Source organism: Kosakonia oryzendophytica (assembly GCF_027886705.1).
Classification (GTDB): domain Bacteria; phylum Pseudomonadota; class Gammaproteobacteria; order Enterobacterales; family Enterobacteriaceae; genus Kosakonia; species Kosakonia oryzendophytica.
This window is the reverse complement of the sequence record NZ_CP115659.1, coordinates 192,362-214,913: the sequence shown is the minus strand read 5'-3', so window position 1 is coordinate 214,913 and position 22,552 is coordinate 192,362. Positions and strand designations below refer to the sequence as shown.

Annotated in this window: 20 protein-coding genes and 1 tRNA gene; 10 read left to right on the top strand and 11 right to left on the bottom strand. The window is 54.4% G+C overall.

Going from position 1 to position 22,552, the window contains the following annotated elements; genetic code table 11:
* Positions 1-10 precede the first annotated feature (10 nt).
* From dppC to O9K67_RS00925, 8 genes are all read right to left on the bottom strand, one after another.
* Positions 11-913: a dipeptide ABC transporter permease DppC gene (gene dppC, locus O9K67_RS00960; RefSeq protein WP_061492577.1), complete on the bottom strand. Its 903-nt coding sequence runs from the start codon at positions 911-913 to the stop codon at positions 11-13.
* Positions 914-922: 9 nt separating this feature from the next.
* Positions 923-1,942 carry a dipeptide ABC transporter permease DppB gene (dppB, locus tag O9K67_RS00955; protein ID WP_061492576.1) on the bottom strand — a complete coding sequence of 340 codons (1,020 nt, stop codon included), beginning with the start codon at positions 1,940-1,942 and terminating at the stop codon, positions 923-925.
* A gap of 135 nt (positions 1,943-2,077) precedes the next feature.
* Complete coding sequence (dppA, locus tag O9K67_RS00950; protein WP_061492574.1) at positions 2,078-3,685, bottom strand: dipeptide ABC transporter periplasmic-binding protein DppA; 1,608 nt, start codon at positions 3,683-3,685, stop codon at positions 2,078-2,080.
* Between the two features lie 716 nt (positions 3,686-4,401).
* Positions 4,402-4,478 (bottom strand) — tRNA-Pro (locus O9K67_RS00945).
* 91 nt (positions 4,479-4,569) lie between these two features.
* Entirely contained in the window at positions 4,570-6,249 is a 1,680-nt protein-coding gene (eptB, locus tag O9K67_RS00940) for a kdo(2)-lipid A phosphoethanolamine 7''-transferase (RefSeq protein ID WP_061492572.1), read from the bottom strand.
* A 219-nt stretch (positions 6,250-6,468) separates the two neighbouring features.
* Entirely contained in the window at positions 6,469-6,900 is a 432-nt protein-coding gene (locus O9K67_RS00935; protein WP_061492570.1) for an organic hydroperoxide resistance protein, read from the bottom strand.
* A gap of 117 nt (positions 6,901-7,017) precedes the next feature.
* Positions 7,018-8,220 carry an L-lactate MFS transporter gene (locus O9K67_RS00930; protein ID WP_061492568.1) on the bottom strand — a complete coding sequence of 401 codons (1,203 nt, stop codon included), beginning with the start codon at positions 8,218-8,220 and terminating at the stop codon, positions 7,018-7,020.
* Positions 8,221-8,461: 241 nt separating this feature from the next.
* The gene (locus O9K67_RS00925; RefSeq protein ID WP_061492566.1) at positions 8,462-9,151 is read right to left on the bottom strand and encodes an autotransporter domain-containing protein; all 690 of its coding nucleotides are present in this window, start codon (positions 9,149-9,151) and stop codon (positions 8,462-8,464) included.
* A 149-nt stretch (positions 9,152-9,300) separates the two neighbouring features.
* On the opposite strand from O9K67_RS00925, the gene tag reads away from it, so the two are divergent.
* Together tag and O9K67_RS00915 are read left to right on the top strand one after the other, a co-directional pair.
* On the top strand, positions 9,301-9,879 hold the full coding sequence (gene tag, locus O9K67_RS00920; protein ID WP_061492565.1) for a DNA-3-methyladenine glycosylase I: 579 nt from the start codon (positions 9,301-9,303) through the stop codon (positions 9,877-9,879).
* Positions 9,860-10,306, top strand: coding sequence for an N-acetyltransferase (locus O9K67_RS00915; protein ID WP_061492564.1), 447 nt, complete (start codon positions 9,860-9,862; stop codon positions 10,304-10,306). The genes tag and O9K67_RS00915 overlap by 20 nt, the downstream gene beginning before the upstream one ends.
* Here O9K67_RS00915 and O9K67_RS00910 read toward each other — a convergent pair.
* A complete protein-coding gene (locus tag O9K67_RS00910) occupies positions 10,269-12,548 on the bottom strand; it encodes a molybdopterin guanine dinucleotide-containing S/N-oxide reductase (RefSeq protein ID WP_271044631.1) in 2,280 nt (759 codons plus the stop codon). The two genes, O9K67_RS00915 and O9K67_RS00910, sit on opposite strands and share 38 nt — an antisense overlap.
* 280 nt (positions 12,549-12,828) lie before the next feature.
* Here O9K67_RS00910 and O9K67_RS00905 point away from each other — a divergent pair, with 280 nt between their 5' ends.
* The 5 genes from O9K67_RS00905 to ghrB all read left to right on the top strand — a co-directional run bounded on the left by O9K67_RS00905 (position 12,829) and on the right by ghrB (position 18,000).
* Complete coding sequence (locus tag O9K67_RS00905) at positions 12,829-13,845, top strand: LacI family DNA-binding transcriptional regulator (protein WP_061492562.1); 1,017 nt, start codon at positions 12,829-12,831, stop codon at positions 13,843-13,845.
* A gap of 110 nt (positions 13,846-13,955) precedes the next feature.
* Positions 13,956-14,717, top strand: coding sequence for a sugar phosphate isomerase/epimerase family protein (locus O9K67_RS00900; protein ID WP_061492561.1), 762 nt, complete (start codon positions 13,956-13,958; stop codon positions 14,715-14,717).
* Complete coding sequence (locus tag O9K67_RS00895; RefSeq protein ID WP_061492560.1) at positions 14,710-15,651, top strand: sugar kinase; 942 nt, start codon at positions 14,710-14,712, stop codon at positions 15,649-15,651. Before O9K67_RS00900 ends, O9K67_RS00895 begins: the two co-directional genes overlap by 8 nt.
* 85 nt (positions 15,652-15,736) lie before the next feature.
* On the top strand, positions 15,737-17,029 hold the full coding sequence (locus tag O9K67_RS00890; RefSeq protein ID WP_061492559.1) for an MFS transporter: 1,293 nt from the start codon (positions 15,737-15,739) through the stop codon (positions 17,027-17,029).
* Positions 17,026-18,000 carry a glyoxylate/hydroxypyruvate reductase GhrB gene (ghrB, locus tag O9K67_RS00885; RefSeq protein ID WP_061492558.1) on the top strand — a complete coding sequence of 325 codons (975 nt, stop codon included), beginning with the start codon at positions 17,026-17,028 and terminating at the stop codon, positions 17,998-18,000. The genes O9K67_RS00890 and ghrB overlap by 4 nt, the downstream gene beginning before the upstream one ends.
* 62 nt (positions 18,001-18,062) lie before the next feature.
* Here the strand turns inward: ghrB and O9K67_RS00880 are convergent, their stop codons facing one another.
* The gene (locus tag O9K67_RS00880; RefSeq protein ID WP_061492557.1) at positions 18,063-18,776 is read right to left on the bottom strand and encodes a DUF3053 domain-containing protein; all 714 of its coding nucleotides are present in this window, start codon (positions 18,774-18,776) and stop codon (positions 18,063-18,065) included.
* 388 nt (positions 18,777-19,164) lie between these two features.
* On the opposite strand from O9K67_RS00880, the gene O9K67_RS00875 reads away from it, so the two are divergent.
* On the top strand, positions 19,165-19,458 hold the full coding sequence (locus tag O9K67_RS00875; RefSeq protein WP_061492556.1) for an HTH-type transcriptional regulator: 294 nt from the start codon (positions 19,165-19,167) through the stop codon (positions 19,456-19,458).
* Positions 19,459-19,504: 46 nt separating this feature from the next.
* Here the strand turns inward: O9K67_RS00875 and O9K67_RS00870 are convergent, their stop codons facing one another.
* Positions 19,505-21,127 carry an ABC-F family ATP-binding cassette domain-containing protein gene (locus tag O9K67_RS00870; protein ID WP_061492555.1) on the bottom strand — a complete coding sequence of 541 codons (1,623 nt, stop codon included), beginning with the start codon at positions 21,125-21,127 and terminating at the stop codon, positions 19,505-19,507.
* 417 nt (positions 21,128-21,544) lie between these two features.
* Between O9K67_RS00870 and O9K67_RS00865 the strand changes: the two genes are divergently transcribed.
* The gene (locus tag O9K67_RS00865; RefSeq protein ID WP_061492554.1) at positions 21,545-21,913 is read left to right on the top strand and encodes a response regulator; all 369 of its coding nucleotides are present in this window, start codon (positions 21,545-21,547) and stop codon (positions 21,911-21,913) included.
* The gene (locus O9K67_RS00860) at positions 21,913-22,551 is read left to right on the top strand and encodes a chemotaxis protein CheC (protein ID WP_061492553.1); all 639 of its coding nucleotides are present in this window, start codon (positions 21,913-21,915) and stop codon (positions 22,549-22,551) included. Before O9K67_RS00865 ends, O9K67_RS00860 begins: the two co-directional genes overlap by 1 nt.
* The last annotated feature ends 1 nt before the right edge of the window (position 22,552 follow it).

Here is a 22,552-nt window from a genome sequence, read left to right as displayed (position 1 = left end):
CTCGAACCTCTTACTGCTTCAGTTTGGGATCGAGCGCATCGCGCAGGCCGTCACCCATCAGGTTAAATGCCAGCACCGTCAGCAAGATCGCGACGCCCGGGAAGGTCACGACCCACCAGGCACTTTGTGCGAACTGCAACACGTCGGAGAGCATGGTGCCCCACTCCGGTGTTGGCGGCTGCGCACCCATGCCAAGGAAGCCAAGGGCGGCCATATCGAGAATGGCGTTAGAGAAACCGAGCGACGCCTGAACAATCAGCGGCGCAAGGCAGTTCGGGAAAATGTTAACGAACATCTGGCGCATCGCACCCGCACCGGCGACGCGGGAGGCAGTCACATAGTCGCGATTCACCTCCACCAGCACGGCGGCGCGGGTGAGTCGGACATAATGTGGCAACGCCACAAAAGTGAGCGCCAGCGAAGCATTGACTATCGACGGACCAAAAATGGCCACCAGAACCAGCGCCAGCAGCAAGCTCGGCAGGGCCAGCATAATGTCGACAATACGCATGATAACGTTGTCGATAACACCGCCAAAGTAACCTGCGACCAGGCCAAGGATGATACCGGCAATCAACGACAGCACCACTACCAGACAACCGACCAGCAGCGACAGGCGCGCGCCGAACATCAAACGCGACAGCGTATCGCGGCCCACATCATCCGTCCCCAGAATGTGCGACCAGGTGCCGCCATCCTGCCAGACCGGTGGTGCGAGCAGCGCATCACGGAATTGATCCGCCGGGTTATGCGGTGCCAGGTAATTGGCGAACACGGCGATAATCAGCATGATAAGAACGTAAACCAGCCCTACAACGGCGCCTTTGTTACGTTTGAAATAGTGCCAGAACTCCTGCAACGGGGTCATCGGCACCGGTGCGGTTACAACTTTATTTTCAGTGACTTGTGACATGATGGCCCCTTACTTCTTATGCCGGATACGCGGGTTCACCACGCCGTAGAGCAGGTCGACCAGCAGGTTGACGAGGATGATCATCGTCGCGACCAGTAATACCCCACCCTGTACAACCGGATAGTCGCGGCGTTGCAGCGCATCAATCAGCCAGCGGCCAAGGCCCGGCCAGGAAAAGATGGTTTCGGTCAGAATAGCGCCCGCCAGCAACGTGCCGACTTGCAGACCAATAACCGTCACCACCGGCAACATCGCATTACGCAGGGCATGAACGATAATCACGCGCATACGGGTCAGCCCTTTTGCACGCGCGGTACGAATATAATCTTCACCCAGCACTTCCAGCATTGAGGAGCGCGTCATACGCACAATCACCGCCAGTGGAATCGTACCGAGCACAATTGCCGGCAGGATCATATGCACGAGGGCGTCAATAAAGTTCCCCTCTTCCCCCCAGATGGCGGTATCGATCAGCATAAACCCGGTGAGCGGGTTACTGTCGTCGAGGAACACCATATCACTGACACGCCCGGAGACCGGCGTCAGGTTGAGTTGCACGGATACCAGCATGATAAGCATCATGCCCCACCAGAAGATAGGCATCGAATAACCGGTCAGCGCGAGGCTCACTGCGGTGTGATCGAAAATGGAACCGCGCTTCACGGCAGCCATAACGCCGACCGGAATACCCACGGCAACGGCAAAAATCATGGCGCAGATGCCGAGTTCAAGCGTCGCTTTAAAACGCGGCACGAACTCGTCCCACACCGGAAGACGGCTCTTAAGAGAGAGACCTAAATCACCGTGCAATACGCCCCATACATAATGGACGTACTGTTCCCAGAGCGGCTTGTCGAGCCCAAGCTCGGCCAGCAACTGGGCGTGACGCTCAGGAGAGATACCACGCTCACCTGCCATGATCATCACCGGATCGCCGGGGATCATATGGACAAAGGCAAAGGTGAGAAGGGTGATACCGATAAACGTGGGGATAACCAGCCCCAAACGTCGGAGAATGAACTGCAACATAACCCGGATTCTCAGTAGTGACGCAGCGCCTGGCGACGATGCATCTGTATTGCTCACAAATGTAAATTCCCTGCAAGCAGGAAATACGCTTACCCCCTCTCCCCGGAGGGAAGAGGGGGTAAAGCTTCGTGCTTTTTATTCGACAGACACGTTTTCGAAGTGGTGTTTGCCTAATGGGTCAACCACGTAGCCTTTGACTTCTTTACGCACTGGCTCGTAAACGGTGGAGTGTGCCACGATCAGCGCCGGAGCCTGGTCATGCATCACTACCTGCGCCTGTTTGTAAAGTTCAATACGCTTGTTGTGGTCGTCGGTGGCACGCGCCGGTTGAATCAGATCTTCAAACGGTTTATAGCACCAGCGGGAGTAGTTGGAGCCATCTTTTGCCGCAGCGCAGCTAAACAGGGTGGCGAAGAAGTTATCCGGATCCCCGTTGTCGCCGGTCCAGCCCATCATCACCGCCTGGTGTTCGCCTGCTTTCGCACGCTTCAGGTATTCACCCCACTCGTAAGTGACGATCTTGGCCTGCACGCCGACTTTCGCCCAGTCAGCCTGAATCATCTCTGCCATACGGCGAGCGTTCGGGTTGTACGGACGCTGTACCGGCATCGCCCACAGCTCAACGGTAAAGCCTTTATCCTGACCGGCTTCTTTCAGCAGTTGTTTCGCCTTCTCAGGATCGTAGGTGTAATCTTTAACGTCGTCGTTATAGCCCCACATGGTCGGCGGGATCAGGTTTTTCGCCGCAACGCCCGCGCCTTGGTACACCGCTTTGATGATCGCTTCTTTATTCACCGCATAAGTCAGCGCCTGACGCACTTTCACGTCATCAAACGGTTTTTTCTCGGTGTTGAAAGACATGTAGCCGACGTTCAGACCCGCCTGCTCCATCAGGTTGATACTTTTGTCTTCCTTCATGCGCGCAATGTCTGCCGGGTTCGGGTACGGCATAACCTGGCATTCGTTTTTCTGCAGTTTGGCATAACGTACAGAGGCATCAGGCGTGATGGAGAAGACCAGACGGTCAATTTTCGGCTTGGTACCCCAGAAGCCTTCAAACGCTTTGTACAGAATACGGGAGTCTTTCTGGTACTGCAGCAGCTGGAACGGACCGGTACCGATCGGATCGAGGTCAACTTTCTCCGGGGTGCCTGCTTTCAGCATGTTGTCTGCGTATTCTTTGGACAGGATGGAAGCAAAGTCCATTGCCAGGTCAGCCAGGAACGGCGACTCAGGACGCGTCAGCACGAACTGCACCGTGTGATCGTCGACTTTCTTCACTTCGCTAATCAGGTCTGGCAGCCCCATGCCTTCAAAGTATTCGTAGCTGCCACCAGAGACTTTGTGGTACGGGTTTTGCGCGTTTTTCTGACGATCAAAAGAGAACACGACGTCGTCAGCGTTGAATTCACGCGTCGGTTTGAAATCTTTGTTGTTCTGCCACTTCACGCCTTTACGCAGGTGGAAAGTGTAGGTTTTGCCATCGGCGCTGACTTCCCACTTTTCAGCCAGACCCGGAATGACTTCAGTGGTGCCGGTTTTAAATTCTACCAGACGGTTATAGATCGGCACTGAGCTGGCATCGTAAGTAGTACCAGAGGTGAAAAGCTGTGGGTTGAAGCCTTCAGGCGAACCTTCAGAACAATAAACCAGGGTTTTTGCTTGCACGCTGGCCGCGACGGTCATTGCCACCAGGCTAAGACCGAGCTTCAGCATCCCTGACTTCTTCAAGGAAATACTCATTGATTCTGCTCCAATGTGATATGTGTTGTTACCCATGCATGGGTATATCCGACAGGCCTTTATTAGTTTTTTACCCGGTCTGGTCGGTAGTGCCCGAGGGCGTTATGAGAGATGGGGATTCCTTTCACAAGGTTGACTGAGTTGCAGTACAGATTCTCCTTGAAATGCCCCTCATGCCCTACAATCTGTCAACAGAATGTCAAAACGTCAATACAGGTAACCGGGATTTACACCGGCGGTGAGAATCCGCAGACAAAGTTTAAAAAAACTTCAAGCCTCTATTTTCAGCAGAGAAAATTGTGCTACCGCCATGATGGCAGAATAATCACCTTGCTATCAGAAAGTATCCAGTGATTAACATTCATCCAGATTATGAAAAAATTCTTACGGAATGCTGAATATATGAGCGATTAATACCGAGAACGTTAAAACGCACAGCGTAATATGCTGACTCTATCTATAAGCAACGCGAAAAAAGATTCATCTATATATAAAAAAATACAATGGAATATCTCACAAAACAGGGAGCTGGCAGTGAGAAGTGAGGATAAGGGCGATTTCAGACGCCCTTGTCCGGTTTCGTTTGTATCGGTAGGTCAGATTACCCTGCCGACAGGATCGTTCAGCGCGGAAAGAGAAGATGAAGCCGTACTCAGGCAAATTTTTCAAAGGCAGAAAGCAAAAAACCCAACCTCGCGGTTGGGTTTTTCTGAATTTGGTCGGTGATAGAGGATTCGAACCTCCGACCCCTTCGTCCCGAACGAAGTGCGCTACCAGGCTGCGCCAATCACCGAATGCGGGGCGCATCTTACTGCCCCCAACATGCTCCGTCAATCCCTTAATGTAAAAAAGCGTACTGACTGATGATAAAGCCAGCAGAGCACTTACTTCGCGGGCTGAGCCGGGAGATGGCACCAGTTGTTGTTCTCGTTTATCCCGCCATTCGGCGAGGTGTAACCGAGGCATCCCATAATGGTGTCATACAGTTCAACGTGGCGGCGCGCAGTCTTGTACTCCGCCTGTTGCTTCAGTTGAGCAAACATCTTCGCCTTGTCCGGATCCTGTAAGTACTTATCCGACATCCACACCATCATCGGCACGCGGAACTGCTCTGGTGGTGCCATTTTACGCGGCGTACCGTGCAGGTGCTCTTTATCGTTAATAGACTCACCATGGTCAGCGGCATAGAAGATAATCGCTTTACGGTCACGCAGCTTATCGATCACCGTATCGATAAAGGAATCTACATAGGTCACCGAGTTATCATACGAGTTAATCAACTCCTCTTTGCTGCATTTACCCGAGGCCTGACACTCCGGTGTCCACTGCGCGAAACTGCGCGGATAACGCTGGGTGTAGTTAAAGTGCGACCCTTTGGTATGCAAGATAATCATGTGCTTACCATTTTTCTTATTGTCCAGCGAGCGTTGCATCTCATCGATAAGCAACATGTCATCCACGCTTTTGCCGCGGTTGCGCGGCTCCGCGCCAATCTGTTCACGGTAGGCAATGTTATCTGCCATTGTGTTGCTGTAGAACCACATCTCGCTTTGCATTGCATATAAATCAGTGGTGAATCCCAACTGCTTGAGTACAGAAAAGACATTTTGCTCTTTCAACGTGCGTTGCGGGTTATCATCCGCACCGCCTTCACGGACAAACATGCAGCGCAACGAGAGTTTTGTCGCCGTATCGCAAGACTCACCGCGAAACGCGACAAGATTTTTCTCCTGCGCCAGTTTCGGCGTGGTATTACGGGAGTAGCCCAGCATGCCCATATGATCCCAGCGCGTGGTCTCACCGATAATAAACACCACCCAGGTATCGTCGATGCCCTTCGGCGCCACGTAGGTAAATTTTGTCGCCGGGTTTATCAGCGATTTATTGTCCGAGGATTCATCCACCTGCGCCCAGGCATAGAGCCCCAGTGCAGAGAGCCAGTTCGACGGTAAATAGGAATTCGCCACCACGCCGCCATAGCTTGGCATATCGACGCCAGAGATTTTCTCGTCATCTTTTTGCTGCATATCGAGCAGGCGAATCGGTCCCCAGACCATTAACCCCGCCAGCACCACCACCGTGACGCTGCGAAGGCGCTGCCCCGGAGTGTGCAACTGGCGCAGTAAGGTATAACGGCAGCGGTTGCTCCAGATAAACAGCAGCGGAAGCGCGCTGACCATCACCACCCAGACAATAAGCCGCCAACCCACCACTTCCTTCGATAAATCGATATCGGTGGTCATCACTGAGGCAATAATGCCATAGCCAATCACCACGTTGAGGAAGGTCATATAGAAGCTGGCGCTGGCGGAGAACAACACGACCAGCGAGGCCAGTACACGCCAGGCGCGACGGCCGAATAACGACAAAACACGCAGTAAGAAAAACGTGACCAGTACCGTACCAACAAGTTCGACTACCGCAGAGAGTCCTTTCAAAACGGTGAACGCTTGCGCATAACCGTCAAACCGACGGTAAAAAACTGCGCTATTCATAAACAGACCGATATACAACGCCAGAAAGAAGCTCAGCTTCTGCTGGGTCATCGTTTTGATGTAACTCATGCAAACAACCCTGGTAAAGGGGAAGAATACGCTCCTGACAAACGTCGACCAGTAACGGATGCAGGCTAATATGTCGCGGTGGAAGTTAACACAGGAAACTTCTAAAGCGCGGTAAGTAGACCATAGCGGGGCGGAAAAGTGTCAACCGGGAGTGCTCGCCGACCACATATTTACAAAAATATCAGGTCGGCGTCAGAAAAATGTCACTGAAAGCGGTTATCAGGAGGTGATAACGTTAAGCTTAACGTCAATGTTACCGCGTGTTGCATTGGAGTAGGGGCAAACAATGTGCGCTTTTTGCACCAGCGCTTCGGCTTCCTGATGATCCATGCCTGGCAGGTGAATGTCGAGTTGCGCTTCGATACCAAAGCCGGTCGGCAACGGGCCAATGCCTACCTGTCCCTCAATGTATGCCTCCTGCGGTACTTTCTTTTTCTCTACCGAGGCAACGTGTTTCAGTGCGCCAAGAAAACAGGCAGAGTAGCCCGCAGCAAAGAGTTGCTCCGGATTGGTGACTTCGCCGCCTGCCCCACCCATCTCCTTCGGCACACCCAGTTTCACATCCAGCACACCATCAGAAGAGACCGCGCGACCATCACGGCCTCCGGTTGCTTTGGCTTTCGCACGGTAAACTACTTTTTCTAAAGACATGTAAGACTCCTTCTGTTGGAAGAACCTGACAAGTAAGGATAGTCGCTCTGGCGGAAATTTGCGGTAGGGACAAAAAAACCGCCGTTGCAGCGGCGGTTTTCAGACAGCGAAGACGATTCAGGCATGGGCTTCTTTATAGAGGCGGCGTTGCGGTTGACGAATGGTGCTCGACAGCGCCAACGACACAATCAGCAGGGCAAAGATAACGCAAAAAGTGACATAAAAGCCGCCAAACAGCGAGGCGATAATCGAACCGCAAATACTGCCAATACCAAAGCCCAGATAAATCACCCCGTAGTTTTTCGCCAGGTTGTTCAGGCCGAAGAACTCGCTCACCAGTGACGGGAACACGGTGATGGTGCCGCCAAAGTTAAACGCAACACAGGCAATAGCGGCGAAGAACGTTGTGGCATTCAACGGTGCGAACAGCAGTGCCGCCATTCCCACCAGCGAAATCACCTGGCCGAGGGTGATCACGCGGATACGTGCCATCTTGTCAGACAGGATCCCCAGTACCAGGCGGCCGCTCAGGTTGGCAATGGCAATCACCGTCACCGCATTAGCAGCTGTCGCCACATCCAGATGCACCATGCCCTGCGCAATATCTTTCGCCACACCAATCACATACAGGCCGCTCATGCAGGCGGTCAGGAACATCACCGCCAGCATCCAGTACTGCGGTTTACGCATTGACTGCGCCAGCGTGAAGTCATTTTCCACAACACCGTTGACGGAGGCGGTTTTCTGCAGTGGAGCATCGGTCATCAAGGTGGCACCGAACACAATCATTACCAGCACCATCGCCCCCCAGATCATAAAGGTGTTTTCCAGACCAACGGTGGCAAGCAGGTGGCTGTCGATAAATTTGAATCCCAGACTGCCAAGACCATAAGAGCCAATGGAAAAGGCCGAAATCAGCCCTTTGCGTTCCGGGAACCATTTAACACAGTTGGAGAGGGTTAACAGATAACCTGCGCCGTCCGCCAACCCGACCAGCACGCCTGCGCTGAGCCACAACATCAGCAGGCTATGGGAGTGTGCTGTCAGAAAGAAACCCACACCAAGCAGGATCCCGGAGGCCATCGTGACGCGTTTTACACCAAAACGTTCCTGTAATTTACCGGCCACAGACGACGAGAGCGCCAGACCCAAGCTCAGCAAACCAAAGGAGAAAGCCACCTGGCTTACCGGCTGATCCAGCTTTTCCGCCAGCGAACTATTGAACAGACTCCAGGTATAAACAGACCCTAACGCAAATTGCGTAATGATAGTGCCGACCAGCGTCAGCCAGCGCGTGCGATTAACAGTTGAAGTATTCATGGCAGTCGTCCTGCAGAAAGTAAAAAAGAATTCACTGCAGACAACCATAACGAAGCGCATTTCATGCCAGGGTGAAAAAGGCATGAAATGCAGTAAGGAGGGAATGAAATGCATCTGTACGGGAATGAACGGCACAGTGAAAATTCACCGTCGCCATTTGCTTATGTGAGTTAGTGCATACTATCGACAGAACACGCGCCGTTATTGTTTCTCAAGTGTAAAATATTTGTTTTAAATACACTTAAAAACGCGCACTTACACCCATGCTATAAAGGTAATTCAGCCCGAGGGTCTCATTTTCTGACTGCGACATCGACGCATAGGCAGCCAGGTGTCTGCTCAGCAGCATATCTGCCCCGAGGGAGACATCCAGCCAGTTGCCGTACTGATTAGCGGGAGTGAGACGGGAAACGCCGGACTGACTCTTCCAGACGTTTTCGCCAACTTGCTGGTTATAGCTAACTTGCGCCCAGGGGCGCAGATCGCCGAAGCGGCTATCCAGGCGCCATCCCAGCGAGCTGACGCTGGCATGCCACAGCGGATCGCTGTACTGCATGGTGGTCGCGCTGTCGCCGAATTCGTTATACATTGAAGTCATTGAACCATCGTAATGCCACACCGCTACCGGCCCCGTTGTCACATCACGCGCCAGCGGGAAATTCAGCCCCACACTCATGGTATTAGTGGCATCCAGCGGTGTGTCATCTGGCAGGTTAAAAGCAATGCCCGGCGAATTCTGCGTGGAGCGGATACGCTCTTCCAGAATGTCGTTGTAGCGCGGCTGACGTTCACTATCCCAGATATAGCGTTCAGGCGGCGTACTCTGATGCCCGGTAACAGAATATTCTTGCTGCCAGGCTATTGCCGCCTGGCAAAAAAAGAGACAGACAGGCACCAGTGCAAGCGAGAGGCCACTATTGGTTATTCTCATCAATATGCGACTCCAGAAAAAGAGCCGGATCCGGCGTAATAGTTATCGTTTTTGGCGGGTCTATAACCCTTATTTAACTATTGCCTTTTTAACACACTCGTCAAGACAGGCTGACGATTATTTGAATATATCGCGAACGGAGTAACACTATGCAACGTTGTGGTTGGGTCACTCAGGATCCGCTCTATCTTGCTTACCACGATACGGAGTGGGGAGTTGCGGAAAAGGACGGCAAAAAATTGTTTGAAATGATCTGCCTGGAAGGGCAACAGGCCGGGTTGTCGTGGATCACCGTATTGAAAAAACGCGAAAATTACCGCAACGCGTTCCATCAGTTCGACCCTGAACGTGTGGCAGCAATGACGGCTGAGGATGTGGAACATCTGCTGCAAAATGCCGGAATTATTCGCCATCGCGGCAAGATTGAAGCGATCATTGGCAACGCCCGCGCCTACCTGTCGATGGCGCAAAACGGCGAATCATTTTCAGATTTTGTCTGGGGCTTCGTCGACCACACACCGCAAATCACAAGCGCTGCCGCACTGAGTGAAATCCCAACGTCAACACCCGCGTCAGATGCATTATCAAAGGCGCTAAAAAAACGTGGCTTCAAATTCGTCGGCACCACCATCTGTTACTCCTTTATGCAAGCCTGCGGTCTGGTTAACGATCATATTACCGGCTGCCTCTGCCACCCCGGGGGACAGCATGATCCGCGCGTGGCGTAGTCAGGATCTGTCACCGCTGCTGAACTTATGGCTGGAAAGCACTATCTATGCGCATCCGTTTATTGAGGTGCGCTACTGGTACGAGAGCGAAGCGCTGGTGCGCGACGCTTACCTTCCGTCGGCGAAAACCTGGGTATGGGAAAAAAACGGGACACTGGAAGGGTTTATCAGCGTTATGGATGCGCAGTTTATTGGCGCGCTGTTCGTGCGCCCTACCGCCATAGGCCAGGGAATTGGTAAGGCGCTGATGGATCATGCCAAACAGCGCTTTCCCTGGCTAAGCCTTGAGGTGTATCAGAAAAACGAACGGGCGGTGAACTTCTACCATGCGCAGGGTTTTCGTATTGAAGACAGCGCATGGCAGGAAGAAACACACCACCCGACGTGGATCATGAACTGGCAGGCGGATCAAACGCCGTCAGCGTAAGCGGCGGGCCCTGGTATTTCTCTACCCATGCCAGCGCCGTATTACCCGCGCAACCGTTGCCCAGACGCGAGCTGGGCAAATCTTTGGTCAGCACGTTCACCGCACCGTTTTTACAGATGCCCCCCGCCGCCGGGTCGAGATCCGGCCATGCACCTTCATGAATGCAGATAACGCCAGGCTTAATGCCTTCAGTCACCACGGCACCGGCCAACACCTGGCCGCGCCCATTCCACACACGCACCACATCGCCCGCCGCAATGCCCCGCGCCCGGGCATCCTGTGGATGCATGGTCACCGGTTCGCGGCCTGCGACGGCATATTCCTCACGCAAGCGGCTAAAGTTGAGCTGACTGTGCAGGCGATGCGCCGGATGCGCAGATAACACCTGCAACTGCTGCGGTTTGGCGTTACCGTGCCATTCGTCCGGCTCCAGCCACATCGGATGCGGCGGGCAATCCGCATAACCAAAGCTTTGGATACGTTGCGAGAAGATTTCGATTTTCCCACTCGGCGTTTTCAGCGGATTCGCTTGCGGGTCGCGGCGGAAATCGCCAAAGCGCACGAAGCGCGCGTTCTGCTCACTCTCCGGCATCTCAATCAACTGATTGGCTTGCCAGAACGCATCAAACGGCGGCAGCGTCACGTGCTGGCTGGCTCCGCGCTGTGCAGCGATGTTATAAAACGTCTCCAGCCATTGCAGTTCGCTTTTCCCTTCCGTAAAACGCTCGCGGCCACCGGCTTCCCAACGCTCGCTCAACTCAGCAAACACCGACCAATCATCCCGCGCTTCATACTGCGGCGCGACGACCTGTTTCATCGGCACCAGATGCTGGTTGCTGTAATCGCCGGTCATGGTCAGATCGTTGCGTTCAAACGAGGTGGTAGCGGGCAACACGATATCGGCGTGCTTCGCCGCCGCCGTCCAGAAGCATTCGGAAATGACCACCAACTCTGGCTTCTGCCAGGCGCGGATGAGCCGGTTGGTATCCTGATGGTGGGTAAAGTTAGCGCCGCCTGCCCACCAGACAAAGCGGATATCCGGAAAGTGGCGATCCATCCCGTTGTGCTGGTACGGCGCACCGGGGTTTTCCAGCGCCTCAATAATGCGGGCAACGGGAATTTTATCCACCGCATCGACACCGTCTTTCACCGTACCCTGCATGGATGCCAGCACCGCTGCACGTCGCGTCGGGTTACCGCCATTCGCGAAATGGTAAGAGAGACCAAAACCCCCGCCAGGGGTGCCAATCTGCCCGAGCATGGCAGCGAGGGTGACCAGCATCCAGTGTTTTTGTTCGCCAAACTGCTGGCGCTGCATCCCCCACCCCGACATCAGCATCGTGGTGTTTTCATGGAAAATGGTGGCCAGTTCGCGGATTTTAGCCGCCTCTATGCCGCAAATGCTCGCTGCCCATTCAGCAGTTTTTGCCACGCCATCGCGCTCACCGGTCAGGTAAGTGGCGAACGTGTCGTAACCGACGGTACAACGGGAGAGAAAGTCGTCATCCTGCCAGCCATTCTCCACCAGCGTATGGGCGATACCGAGCATTAAGGCCACGTCCGTGCCCATGTGCGGGGCAATCCACTCAATACTCTCACCGAAGAAGTCGACGGTTTCCGAGCGCATCGGATCGATGCAGATGACCCGCTTGCCGCTTTTGCGCAGCGCGTCAAAGTAAGGGATGCCCTGCTCATCGGTGGCGTTCCAGGCAATCTTCAACGTATTGAGCGGGTTAGCGCTCCACAGCACCACCACATCGCTGTGTTCAAGGATCAACGGCCAGCTGGTCTGCTGCTGGTACACTTCGTTGCTGCCGACGACGTACGGCATAATCGCCTGCGCGGCCCCGGTGGAATAATCCCCAAGATGCCCGGTGTAGCCACCTGCCAGACTCATATACCGCTGTAACAACGTCGCCGCTTTGTGCAGCACACCGTTCGAGCGCCAGCCGTAGGAACCGGCAAAGATGGACGCCGGCCCGTACGTGTCGCGAATACGTTTATGCTGTCGATGAATCAGCTCCAGCGCCTCGTCCCAACTCACGCGTACAAACTCATCCTGCCCACGGACACCCTGCGGGTTTGAGGGCGAGGCCAGAAAACCTTTCCGCACCATTGGATAGCGCACACGCGTTTCGCTATGTACCTGATCCTGCACCACGGTTTGCAGTGAGTTGGGGTGACGGGTTGGCAGTGCGCCACGGGACGCGAGAACCTTTTCGCCGTCAGTGTCGACCAGCATAGGCCCCCAGTGGGCTGCAGTTAGAATCGTTTTGATAGCAGGGTTTGCCAAAGCGCGCTCCTGAATAGCTTGCAGGTGGCGGCGGTTGTTCGCCGCTTTGAATGTATCCTTCTTTGCGTTCTATCATCCACGGCGGCGGCGAGATAGCAAAGAATTAAACGTCATGACACCCTCACTGCGGGTGATAAGCAACGTGCAGAGCTTATCTTAGTGCTTGATTGCCCGCCATTTCGCGCTAAGGTGTGGGCACATATTCACGTTCATGGCGAGGGAAGCAATCATGGCGAAAACGACGCGCGCCACCATCAGCGATGTCGCAAAAGCAGCGAAAACGGGCAAAACCAGTATTTCCCGCTATTTGAACGGTGAAAAACACCTGCTTTCCGACAATCTGCTGGCGCGAATTGAACAGGCGATCGCCGAACTGGATTACCGCCCAAGCCTGATGGCGCGCGGACTGAAACGCGGGCGCACGCGCCTTATCGGCCTGATCATCGCCGATATCACCAATCCCTATTCCGTGCATGTGTTAAGCGGCATCGAAGCGGCGTGCCGCGAAAAGGGGTTCACCCCGCTGGTGTGTAACACCAACAACGAAGTGGATCAGGAACTGCACTATCTCGATCTTCTGCGCAGTTACCAGGTGGAAGGTATTGTGGTCAACGCGGTGGGGATGCGTGAAGAGGGGCTGAATCGCCTGCAACAATCGTCGCTGCCAATGGTGTTAATCGATCGCAAAATCCCTGACTTTGCCTGCGATGTTGTCGGGCTGGATAACACGCAAGCCGCCACCACCGCGACCGAACATCTCATTGAACAGGGTTTTGAAGCGTTGCTGTTTCTGAGCGAACCGCTGGGCACGGTGAATACCCGCCGCGAGCGGCTGAGCGCCTTTCACACCACCCTCGCCCGCTACCCAGGTATGGTGGCGGAAAACGCCGAAACGCCGCTGCATGAAGCCGCGCAAATGGACAATACTCTGCGCCAGTTTCATGCCAGCCACCGGGGAATGCGTAAAGCGATCATCTCCGCCAACGGCGCGCTTACCCTGCAGGTTGCCCGCTCGTTAAAGCGCATTGGTCTGAACTGGGGCAGCGATATCGGTTTGCTCGGTTTTGATGAACTGGAGTGGGCCGAGCTGGCAGGAGTGGGTATCACCACTCTCAAACAGCCAACCTGGCAAATCGGTTATGCTGCCGTAGAGCAGGTGGTTCGCCGTATTGAAGGCCACAGCGACACGGTGCGCGAACAGGTTTTCTCCGGCGAACTGATCGTTCGCGGCTCCACATCCCGCTAATAACCTTCGTGATGACGATCATAATTTCACCATTGTGATCTTTTCTTTGGAACCGGTTCCATCTAGCGTTAAAGGCAGATGAACGCAATGTCGATGCCTGGAGCCGGACTATGCCAAGAAAAATTATCGTCGTCACCACCGCCTACGGCCATGACTACCTTCACGCGCAGGGTGGGCAGATTGCCGTCCTGCCGATCATTGCCAATGCGGGTGCCGACGGCGTGGAAATCCGCCGTGAACTGCTGAGCGACGAGGAACTGGCGCATCTGCCTTCGCTGGCGTTCGCCGTCGAAGTCAACAATCTGCTGGCCTGTTATTCTGCTCCCGAGCCGCTGTGCCTGGCAGATGGGGCGCTCAATCCCTGTTTACCCGCGCTGCTGGAAGAAACACGCTTGCTCAACGCGCTGTGGCTGAAAGTCTCGCTTGGTCATTTTCAGGACAGTGCCGTGCTGGCAACGTTGGGCGACTGGCTGGCGAGCAGTGGGGTTGCGCTGGTGGTGGAAAACGATCAAACAGCATGCGGCACACTGGCGGCGATGCAACGTTTTCAGGCAGCCTGCCAGGCCCAAGCTTTGCCGGTCACGCTGACCTTTGATACCGGCAACTGGTTATGGGCAGGAGATGCGCCTGAACAGGCCGCCCGCCAGCTTGCTCCCGCCGTCAGCTATATCCATGTCAAAGCCGCCGTCGCCGATGGCGAACGTTTTCGCGCGGTGCCGCCGGACCAGGCCGACCCTCGCTGGTTAGCCCTGCTTAATGCCTTACCCGCCGATGCGCCACGCGGTATTGAATTCCCGCTTACCGGGGATTCCCCCATCGACGTCACCCGTTATTACGTCAACTTATTACGTGAGGAGCCACGCCATGCATAACCCGTTGGATGTGATCACTGTCGGTGAAGCGATGGCGATGTTTGTCGCCACCGAAACCGGCACGCTTGCTGATGCGACGCAGTTTATTAAACGCGCGGCCGGCGCGGAACTGAATGTCGCAACCGGGCTGGCACGGCTTGGGTTAAAAGTGAGTTGGGTCAGCCGTGTTGGCGATGACAGCTTTGGCCATTTTATTCTCAACACATTGCGTAAAGAGGGAATCGATAGTACCGGTGTGACCCTCGACGGGCGCTACGCAACGGGTTTTCAGTTGAAATCGAAAGCTGAAAATGGAACCGATCCCATCGTCGAGTATTTCCGTAAAGGTTCCGCTGCCAGTCACCTGTCGCCAGAAGATTTTAATGCCGCTGCCTTTCACCAGGCACGTCATCTGCATCTGAGCGGGGTAGCGGCGGCATTGTCGACCACCTCTTATGCATTACTGGACCATGCCGCGCGGAGCATGAAAGCGCAGGGTAAGAGCATCTCGTTTGATCCTAATCTGCGCCCGGTGTTATGGCGTAGCGAGGCGGAAATGGTAACGAAGCTGAACCATCTCGCTTTTCAGGCCGACTGGGTGCTGCCGGGGCTCAAAGAGGGCATCGTTCTCACCGGCCAGCGTACCCCTGAAGGTATCGCTGATTTCTACCTGCAACACGGCGTGAAGGCAGTGGTGATCAAGACCGGGGCGGATGGCGCGTGGTTTAAAACGGCCAGCGGCGAACAGGGAGCGGTCGCGCCGGTAAAAGTGGAAAACGTGGTGGACACCGTCGGTGCCGGAGATGGCTTCGCCGTGGGCGTGATCAGCGCCCTGCTGGAAGGCAAATCCCTGCCTGACGCCGTGCGTCGGGGTAATGCTATTGGCGCACTGGCAATACAGGTGCCGGGAGACAGCGAGGGATTGCCAACGCGTGAACAACTCGGGGCGTTATAACGTTAGCGCCCGTTTTATCGCAACTCACTACCGCGCTGTACCCTACATACAGACGGCAAACAACCTCCACTCCAGAGGCAATATTATGAATAATGCGACTAATGCTTCAAAACGCTGGCTGTACATCATGCCGATTGTGTTTATTACCTACAGTCTGGCCTATCTCGATCGGGCGAACTTCAGCTTCGCCTCTGCCGCCGGGATCAATGACGATTTGGGTATCACCAAAGGCGTCTCTTCACTGCTCGGCGCCCTCTTTTTCCTTGGCTATTTCTTTTTCCAGATCCCCGGTGCGGTTTACGCAGAACGCCGCAGCGTACGCAAATTGATTTTTATCTGCCTGATTTTATGGGGTGGCTGCGCCTCGCTCACCGGGATGGTAAGCAATATCCCGATGCTGGCCGCCATCCGATTTATTCTCGGCGTGGTAGAAGCGGCGGTGATGCCGGCGATGCTGATTTATATCAGCAACTGGTTTACCAAATCAGAGCGCTCACGCGCCAATACGTTCCTGATCCTCGGTAACCCGGTGACTGTACTGTGGATGTCGGTGGTTTCCGGCTATCTGATCCAGTCTTTTGGCTGGCGCGAAATGTTTATTATTGAAGGCATTCCGGCGGTGATCTGGGCCTTTTGCTGGTGGGTGCTGGTGAAAGATAAACCTGCGCAGGCCACCTGGCTTTCCGGGGATGAAAAAGCCGCGCTTCAGGCACAGCTTGATAAAGAACAGCAAGGTATTAAAGCCGTTCGCAACTACGGTGAAGCATTCCGTTCCCGCAATGTAGTGCTGCTGTGCCTGCAATATTTTGCCTGGAGCATCGGCGTATACGGTTTTGTGCTGTGGCTGCCCTCGATTATTCGAAGCGGCGGTGAAAACCTTGGCATGGTCGAAGTGGGCTGGCTCTCTGCAGTGCCTTATCTGGCGGCGACGCTGGCGATGATCCTTGCCTCATGGGCATCAGACAAGCTGCAAAACCGTAAACTGTTCGTCTGGCCATTGCTGCTGATTGCCGCGTTTGCTTTTATTGGCTCCTGGGCGGTCGGAGCCAACCATTTCTGGATCTCCTACACCCTGTTGGTTGTCGCCGGGGCGGCAATGTATGCCCCTTATGGGCCCTTCTTCGCCATTATTCCGGAGATGCTGCCGCGCAATGTCGCCGGTGGAGCGATGGCGCTCATCAACAGCATGGGGGCGCTGGGCTCCTTCTGCGGCTCGTGGTTCGTGGGTTATCTGAATGGAGCCACAGGCAGTCCGGCTGCTTCGTACATTTTCATGGGGGTAGCGCTTTTCGCCTCTGTGTGGCTTACTTTAATTGTTAAGCCTGCTAACAATACCGTGATTCAGGCAGGCGCATCATCACAAGGGAGAACCGCATGAAGCCGTCCATCATCCTGTACAAAGCCTTGCCCGATGTTCTGCAACAACGCCTGGAAACGCACTTTTCCGTCACGCGTGTGCCGGATCTGAAGCCAGAAACTGTCGCGCAGTTCGCCGACGCGTTCGCCAGTGCGCAAGGCCTGCTGGGTTCCAGTGAAAAAGTGGACCAGGCGCTGCTGGAGAAGATGCCGCAACTGCGGGCAACATCGACCATTTCCGTGGGCTATGACAACTTTGATGTGGATGCGCTGAACGCACGTAATATCGTGCTAATGCACACACCCACCGTACTGACGGAAACCGTTGCCGACACCCTGATGGCGCTGGTACTGAGCAGCGCCCGTCGGGTGGTGGAAGTCGCTGAACGCGTGAAAGTGGGCGAGTGGACCTCCAGCATTGGTCCTGACTGGTTTGGCGTGGATGTGCACCACAAAACCCTGGGGATTATCGGGATGGGCCGTATTGGCCTGGCGTTGGCGCAGCGCGCACATTTCGGCTTCGGTATGCCGATTCTCTATAATGCCCGCCGCCATCATACGGAAGCGGAAGAACGCTTTCAGGCGCGCTATGGCGACCTGGAAACCGTGCTGAAAGAGTCCGACTTTGTCTGCGTGGTGCTGCCGCTCACGGAAGAAACACATCACCTGATTGGCGAGAAGCAGTTCGCGATAATGAAAAAATCCGCCATTTTCATTAACGCAGGCCGTGGGCCGGTCGTTGATGAAACGGCACTGGTGGAAGCATTGCGTAACGGCGAGATCCTGGCCGCTGGTCTGGACGTTTTCGAAAAAGAGCCGTTGCCAATAGACTCGCCGTTACTGTCGCTGCCGAATGTGGTGGCACTGCCGCACATTGGTTCGGCAACCCATGAGACACGCTACAATATGGCGGCCTGCGCGGTGGATAACCTGATTGATGCGCTGAATGGCAAGGTAGAAAAAAACTGCGTCAACCCACAGGCGGCACGCTAACCCCCTGCCGGATGCACCATAAAAAAGAGGCGCCATAGCGCCTCTTTTTTTGCCCGCCCGGCTTACTGCTGGGTGGCATTTACGGCCGCGGTCCAGGCCTGAGTAAAGGCCTGATGCTGCGCCGCCAGAGGGCCAATCAGCGCATTGTACTGGCTGGCCTGCTGAGAGGTCGGGAACTGAATACCATTGGCGACAAAGCTCACCTGGTTATTCTGCTGGGCAATAAAATCCCCCACCTGCACCAGTTGCTGCGTGAAGATTTGCGCCGCCGGGATCAGCGGTTGCAGCGCGTTAGCGGGGTTGGTGACCACTTTGGTAAACACCTGATCGTAAACCGGCTTCAGATCATCGGCCTGTTTCAACGCCGCATGTGACGCATCCGCCTGCATTTTTGCGTTTTGCAGTTGCTGGCTCAGCACGCCGAGAGAACCATTGGCCTGACGGAGCGGCTCGCGCTGCGTCATATAATCCTGCGGTACGCGAATCGCGTTAACGCTGTCCACTACCGGGCGCAGACCTGAATCCATCGCCTGATTTACCTGCTGGGAATAGCCGTAAATGACCGCATAATCGGACACAAACGGGCCAAACTGTTTTTTCTGATCCGCCGTCAGGGCTGGCAGACGTTCGCTGCTCCGCATCGCGGTATTTTGCAGGAAATCGATAAACGCCTTGCGCTGATCGCCTTCTTTGTCGAAACACCCACTCAGGCTAACTACCATTAATAACGCCGCAAGAGGCGCAAACCAGCGAGAGCAGGACTTTCCTGTCGCCATTTCATTACTCCTTTCACCCAAAAAAGCGCACATCGGCACCCGTGTGCCAGTGGCTTACAAGGATAGTCCAGGTCAGCGTTGCAAGATACCCCTTCCTTACATTCCTGGGCGGAAAAAAGCCACCGGCAGGAGGTTTACCTGCGCTTTGCCACGCAATCGTCTTCATGCCACTTTTCGCTGACGATTTACAAAAAAAGTCTATCTGCATTCAGCATTTGAGGAATCAAGCAATTAAGCGGAAAAAAGTGCCTGAAGATGCATTTCATGCGCATTAAAACGCGTTTACCGCACGATAAATCACTGCGACCACCACACACCAGGACTTTTCCCGACTATCCTTAGTGAGATGTATCACGATCCCGCTGTGTGATTTTAAGAGGAGTTCTCAATGGAATATAAAGATCCTATGGTTGAACTGCTAAGTAGTCTGGAACAGATTGTTTTCAAAAAAGAGATAACGCAGGCGGTTATCCTGAGCCAAAAGCCGAATTCCTTTAACGAGTTTGAACAATTACGCCGGGGAACCGGGTTGAAAATTGATGATTTCGCACGTGCAATGGGAGTCAGTGTGGCCATGGTTCAGGAGTGGGAATCACGACGTGTAAAACCCACCGCCACCGAAATGAAATTGATGCGTCTGATTCATGCAAATCCAACACTAAGCAAACAGTTAATTGAATGATTTCAGGAAGATATAACCCCCGCCAGGTCGGGGGTTTACGTCCACCTCAATCGCCTTCGCAATACCACCCTGTTTCTCGCCACGTTAATGAATGCGTAAGCTTTAATCCCTGAAGAAACGCCTCATCATGCGATACCACCAGCATCGCGCCGGGAAAGGCCGCCAGTGCAGCTTCAATCGCCTGCGTGGAGGTCAAATCGAGATGGTTTGTCGGTTCATCCAGCAGTAATAGCTGCGTTGCTTCACGGCGCCACAACACGCAGGCCAGCGCCGCTTTCAAACGCTCCCCACCACTGAGCGCCGCCAGAGGCAGCGTCACTTTATCCGCACCAAGCTGAAGCTGCGCCAGACGGGTACGCAACGCCCCCTCATCCAGCGGGGTGTCATCAAGACGCAAGTGAGCTATGACCGACAGTGTGAGATCCAACTGCGACAAATGTTGGTCAAGGTAAGCGGGAACGACCGAAAGATGACATTTGCCAGACAGCGGGGCCAGTTCGCCCAGAATCAGTTTTAACAGAGTTGATTTGCCACAACCATTTGGCCCGCGGACGGCAACACGCATCGGCCCATCCATACGCCAGTTCAGCGGGGGAAGTTCAGCATATGGCAATACCAGATCTTCCATCACCAATACCTGTTTCCCCTCCGCAAGACGATTGCCAGGTAGCGTGAACAGCACCGGCGCCTCTTCCATCACCCGCTCGCGCGCCTGGTTAACAGCGATATTGAGCGTATCGTTTTGTTCACGATGCTGTTTACGCCAACTGCCGGGACGCTCTTTCGCTGCGTTCTTGTATTTTACCCGCTCAAACGACGCAATATTCAGCGTGTCTACCGTACGTAAGGTCTGTGCCGAACGACGTTGGCTGGCATCATGCTCACGTTGTAATCGGCTGCGGGTACGCCGACGCTCAGTGACAGCATGTTCCAACAAGGCCTGGGCAGCTTGCTGCTCGCTCTCCCGCTGGCGTTGGTAATCCGCATAATTTCCGCCATAGCTGCGCAACCCTGCCGCTGGCGATAACTCCAGAATACGGGACATCAGTGCCAGTAGTTCCCGATCATGAGTGGCAACCAACGCGCCGCCACGCCGCCGGGATAAACAGGCGTAAAACCACTCACGTCCGGCTCTGTCGAGATGATTGGTCGGTTCATCAAGCAGCAGATAATCGGCATCCGCCATCAACGCACCGCAGAGTAACGCACGCATACGCTCGCCACCGCTTAGCGTGATGGCATAGCGACCGGGTTCAAACGCAGGCAGGCTGGCTTCAGCAAATGCGGCTGTCAGGCGCTCCTGGAGATCCCAAAAGCCATCCAGACTTTCGAGGTCGTCAGGTCGATACTCACCGCGTTCCACCCGCAGACGGGCGGCAAAAGCCTCGCCATAACCGAGCAGATCCGCAAGCGTGGTAGTCGCAGAGATCGCATGTTGTTGAGCAACGTATGCCCGTGAACCCACGCACTCGATATGCCCGGAAGTCGGTGTTTCCAGGCCCGCCAGCATACGTAATAGCTGCGTTTTACCGGATCCGTTACGGCCGACCAGACCGCACAATGCAGGTTCAAGCGACAAATTGAAAGGGCCAAAAAGCGTCTCGCCTGTCGCAAACTGGCAGGTGAGCTGGTGCAGAATAAAAGCAGAGGGCTGCGCACAATGAGCCATAAACACTCCTGAATGAAATCAAAAACGCCCCCGCACATGCCATCGCATGTCGCAAGGATATGGATTCATCAGTGGTGTTTGTTCATTTTCCGGGTGCGCTCCAGTGAGACGAGAAGTTCGTCGGGGCTAAGAATAGCCACACCCCATCCTCCCTTCAAGATTAAATTTTCACCACTCGTCTTAAAGGGGCTAATTATTTGCATCTTTTTGCCGATGAGTAAGGTGACTTAACTGAAAGCAGCAGGCCGTGCGTGTTGTCCAGATGCTCAGCTTCAGAAAGGAAACGATCAGACAAAAATTTATGCCGCACGCGTGAGCCTGTTGGATCGAACAAAGTCATTCATCAGGGAAGAGAGACCCCCAGAGGAACGGTGCATTGCGCTGCGGTTGTGCCAATGGACCATTTAAAGAGAATGAATGATGTCCAGATATGTTCTGATTGTTGATGACAGCCGTCTGTCACGAATGATTTCCCGACAATATATAACGAACCTGCATAGCGACTGGAAAATTGATGAAGCTGGCACCGGTGAAGAGGCCATCGAACTGGCGTCGGTGGATCATCCCTGGTTAATCCTGCTGGATGTGAATATGCCCGGTATCGGCGGCATTGAAACCGCAGCGCGCATTCGCAAAACCCACCCTGAAACGTACATTGTTCTGTTAACGGCGAACGTTCAGCACTCAATACAAGCCGCTGCGGAAGAACTCGGCCTCGGTTTTCTGTCAAAACCGCTGAAAGAACCTCAGCTCCATGAGTTATTGAATAGCCTGGAGACCCCGTGATGAGCGAATTGCCGGATATCAGCGAAATCGAATCTGACAGCCTGATGGAGATCTTCAACATTGGCGTCGGTCACGCCGCCGCCGCGATGAGCAGTATCGTCAATGAAGAAGTGCGCATGTCTGTTCCTACAATCCGCTTCGCTCCTCGCTCTGAAGCCGCAGATGAGTTGGGTGCAGGAATATCGCTGTTTGGCATCAGCCAGCATTATGAGGGTGCGTACGCCACTGAAGCGATTCTGATGTTTCCTGAAGAGGCCAGCTTTGAAATCGTGCGCATGATGGTAGGCGACATGATCCCGGCCCATGAATTGGGGGAGATGGAACGTGAAGCCATGAGCGAGATAGGCAATATCGTGCTCAATGCCTGTGTGGGGACGCTGGCCAACATGTTCCAGCAAGAGCTGCAAGGATCTCTGCCCGTCGTGCGGGTTGGCAGCAGCAAGCAGATCCTCAACCCGAATAAGGATGACAGCGATCCGCTGGTCATGATGCTACGCATCGATTTTTCACTCGAGCGGCAGCAAATCCAAGGGTATCTGGCGTTTATTCTTGATATGTCTGCGTTGCGTGACTTACGCGAGCAAATCCGGCTTTATATCAGCCGTTTAGAATCCGGCAGTGTTCCAGACGGAATGTAAT

What these genes read in the sequence shown, in the direction of transcription:
- dppC (WP_061492577.1), bottom strand. Translation starts at nt 913, where the DNA reads ATGTCACAAGTCACTGAAAATAAAGTTGTAACCGCACCGGTGCCGATG.
- dppB (WP_061492576.1), bottom strand. Translation starts at nt 1,942, where the DNA reads ATGTTGCAGTTCATTCTCCGACGTTTGGGGCTGGTTATCCCCACGTTT.
- dppA (WP_061492574.1), bottom strand. Translation starts at nt 3,685, where the DNA reads ATGAGTATTTCCTTGAAGAAGTCAGGGATGCTGAAGCTCGGTCTTAGC.
- eptB (WP_061492572.1), bottom strand. Translation starts at nt 6,249, where the DNA reads ATGAGTTACATCAAAACGATGACCCAGCAGAAGCTGAGCTTCTTTCTG.
- O9K67_RS00935 (WP_061492570.1), bottom strand. Translation starts at nt 6,900, where the DNA reads ATGTCTTTAGAAAAAGTAGTTTACCGTGCGAAAGCCAAAGCAACCGGA.
- O9K67_RS00930 (WP_061492568.1), bottom strand. Translation starts at nt 8,220, where the DNA reads ATGAATACTTCAACTGTTAATCGCACGCGCTGGCTGACGCTGGTCGGC.
- O9K67_RS00925 (WP_061492566.1), bottom strand. Translation starts at nt 9,151, where the DNA reads ATGAGAATAACCAATAGTGGCCTCTCGCTTGCACTGGTGCCTGTCTGT.
- tag (WP_061492565.1), top strand. Translation starts at nt 9,301, where the DNA reads ATGCAACGTTGTGGTTGGGTCACTCAGGATCCGCTCTATCTTGCTTAC.
- O9K67_RS00915 (WP_061492564.1), top strand. Translation starts at nt 9,860, where the DNA reads ATGATCCGCGCGTGGCGTAGTCAGGATCTGTCACCGCTGCTGAACTTA.
- O9K67_RS00910 (WP_271044631.1), bottom strand. Translation starts at nt 12,548, where the DNA reads ATGCTGGTCGACACTGACGGCGAAAAGGTTCTCGCGTCCCGTGGCGCA.
- O9K67_RS00905 (WP_061492562.1), top strand. Translation starts at nt 12,829, where the DNA reads ATGGCGAAAACGACGCGCGCCACCATCAGCGATGTCGCAAAAGCAGCG.
- O9K67_RS00900 (WP_061492561.1), top strand. Translation starts at nt 13,956, where the DNA reads ATGCCAAGAAAAATTATCGTCGTCACCACCGCCTACGGCCATGACTAC.
- O9K67_RS00895 (WP_061492560.1), top strand. Translation starts at nt 14,710, where the DNA reads ATGCATAACCCGTTGGATGTGATCACTGTCGGTGAAGCGATGGCGATG.
- O9K67_RS00890 (WP_061492559.1), top strand. Translation starts at nt 15,737, where the DNA reads ATGAATAATGCGACTAATGCTTCAAAACGCTGGCTGTACATCATGCCG.
- ghrB (WP_061492558.1), top strand. Translation starts at nt 17,026, where the DNA reads ATGAAGCCGTCCATCATCCTGTACAAAGCCTTGCCCGATGTTCTGCAA.
- O9K67_RS00880 (WP_061492557.1), bottom strand. Translation starts at nt 18,776, where the DNA reads ATGGCGACAGGAAAGTCCTGCTCTCGCTGGTTTGCGCCTCTTGCGGCG.
- O9K67_RS00875 (WP_061492556.1), top strand. Translation starts at nt 19,165, where the DNA reads ATGGAATATAAAGATCCTATGGTTGAACTGCTAAGTAGTCTGGAACAG.
- O9K67_RS00870 (WP_061492555.1), bottom strand. Translation starts at nt 21,127, where the DNA reads ATGGCTCATTGTGCGCAGCCCTCTGCTTTTATTCTGCACCAGCTCACC.
- O9K67_RS00865 (WP_061492554.1), top strand. Translation starts at nt 21,545, where the DNA reads ATGATGTCCAGATATGTTCTGATTGTTGATGACAGCCGTCTGTCACGA.
- O9K67_RS00860 (WP_061492553.1), top strand. Translation starts at nt 21,913, where the DNA reads ATGAGCGAATTGCCGGATATCAGCGAAATCGAATCTGACAGCCTGATG.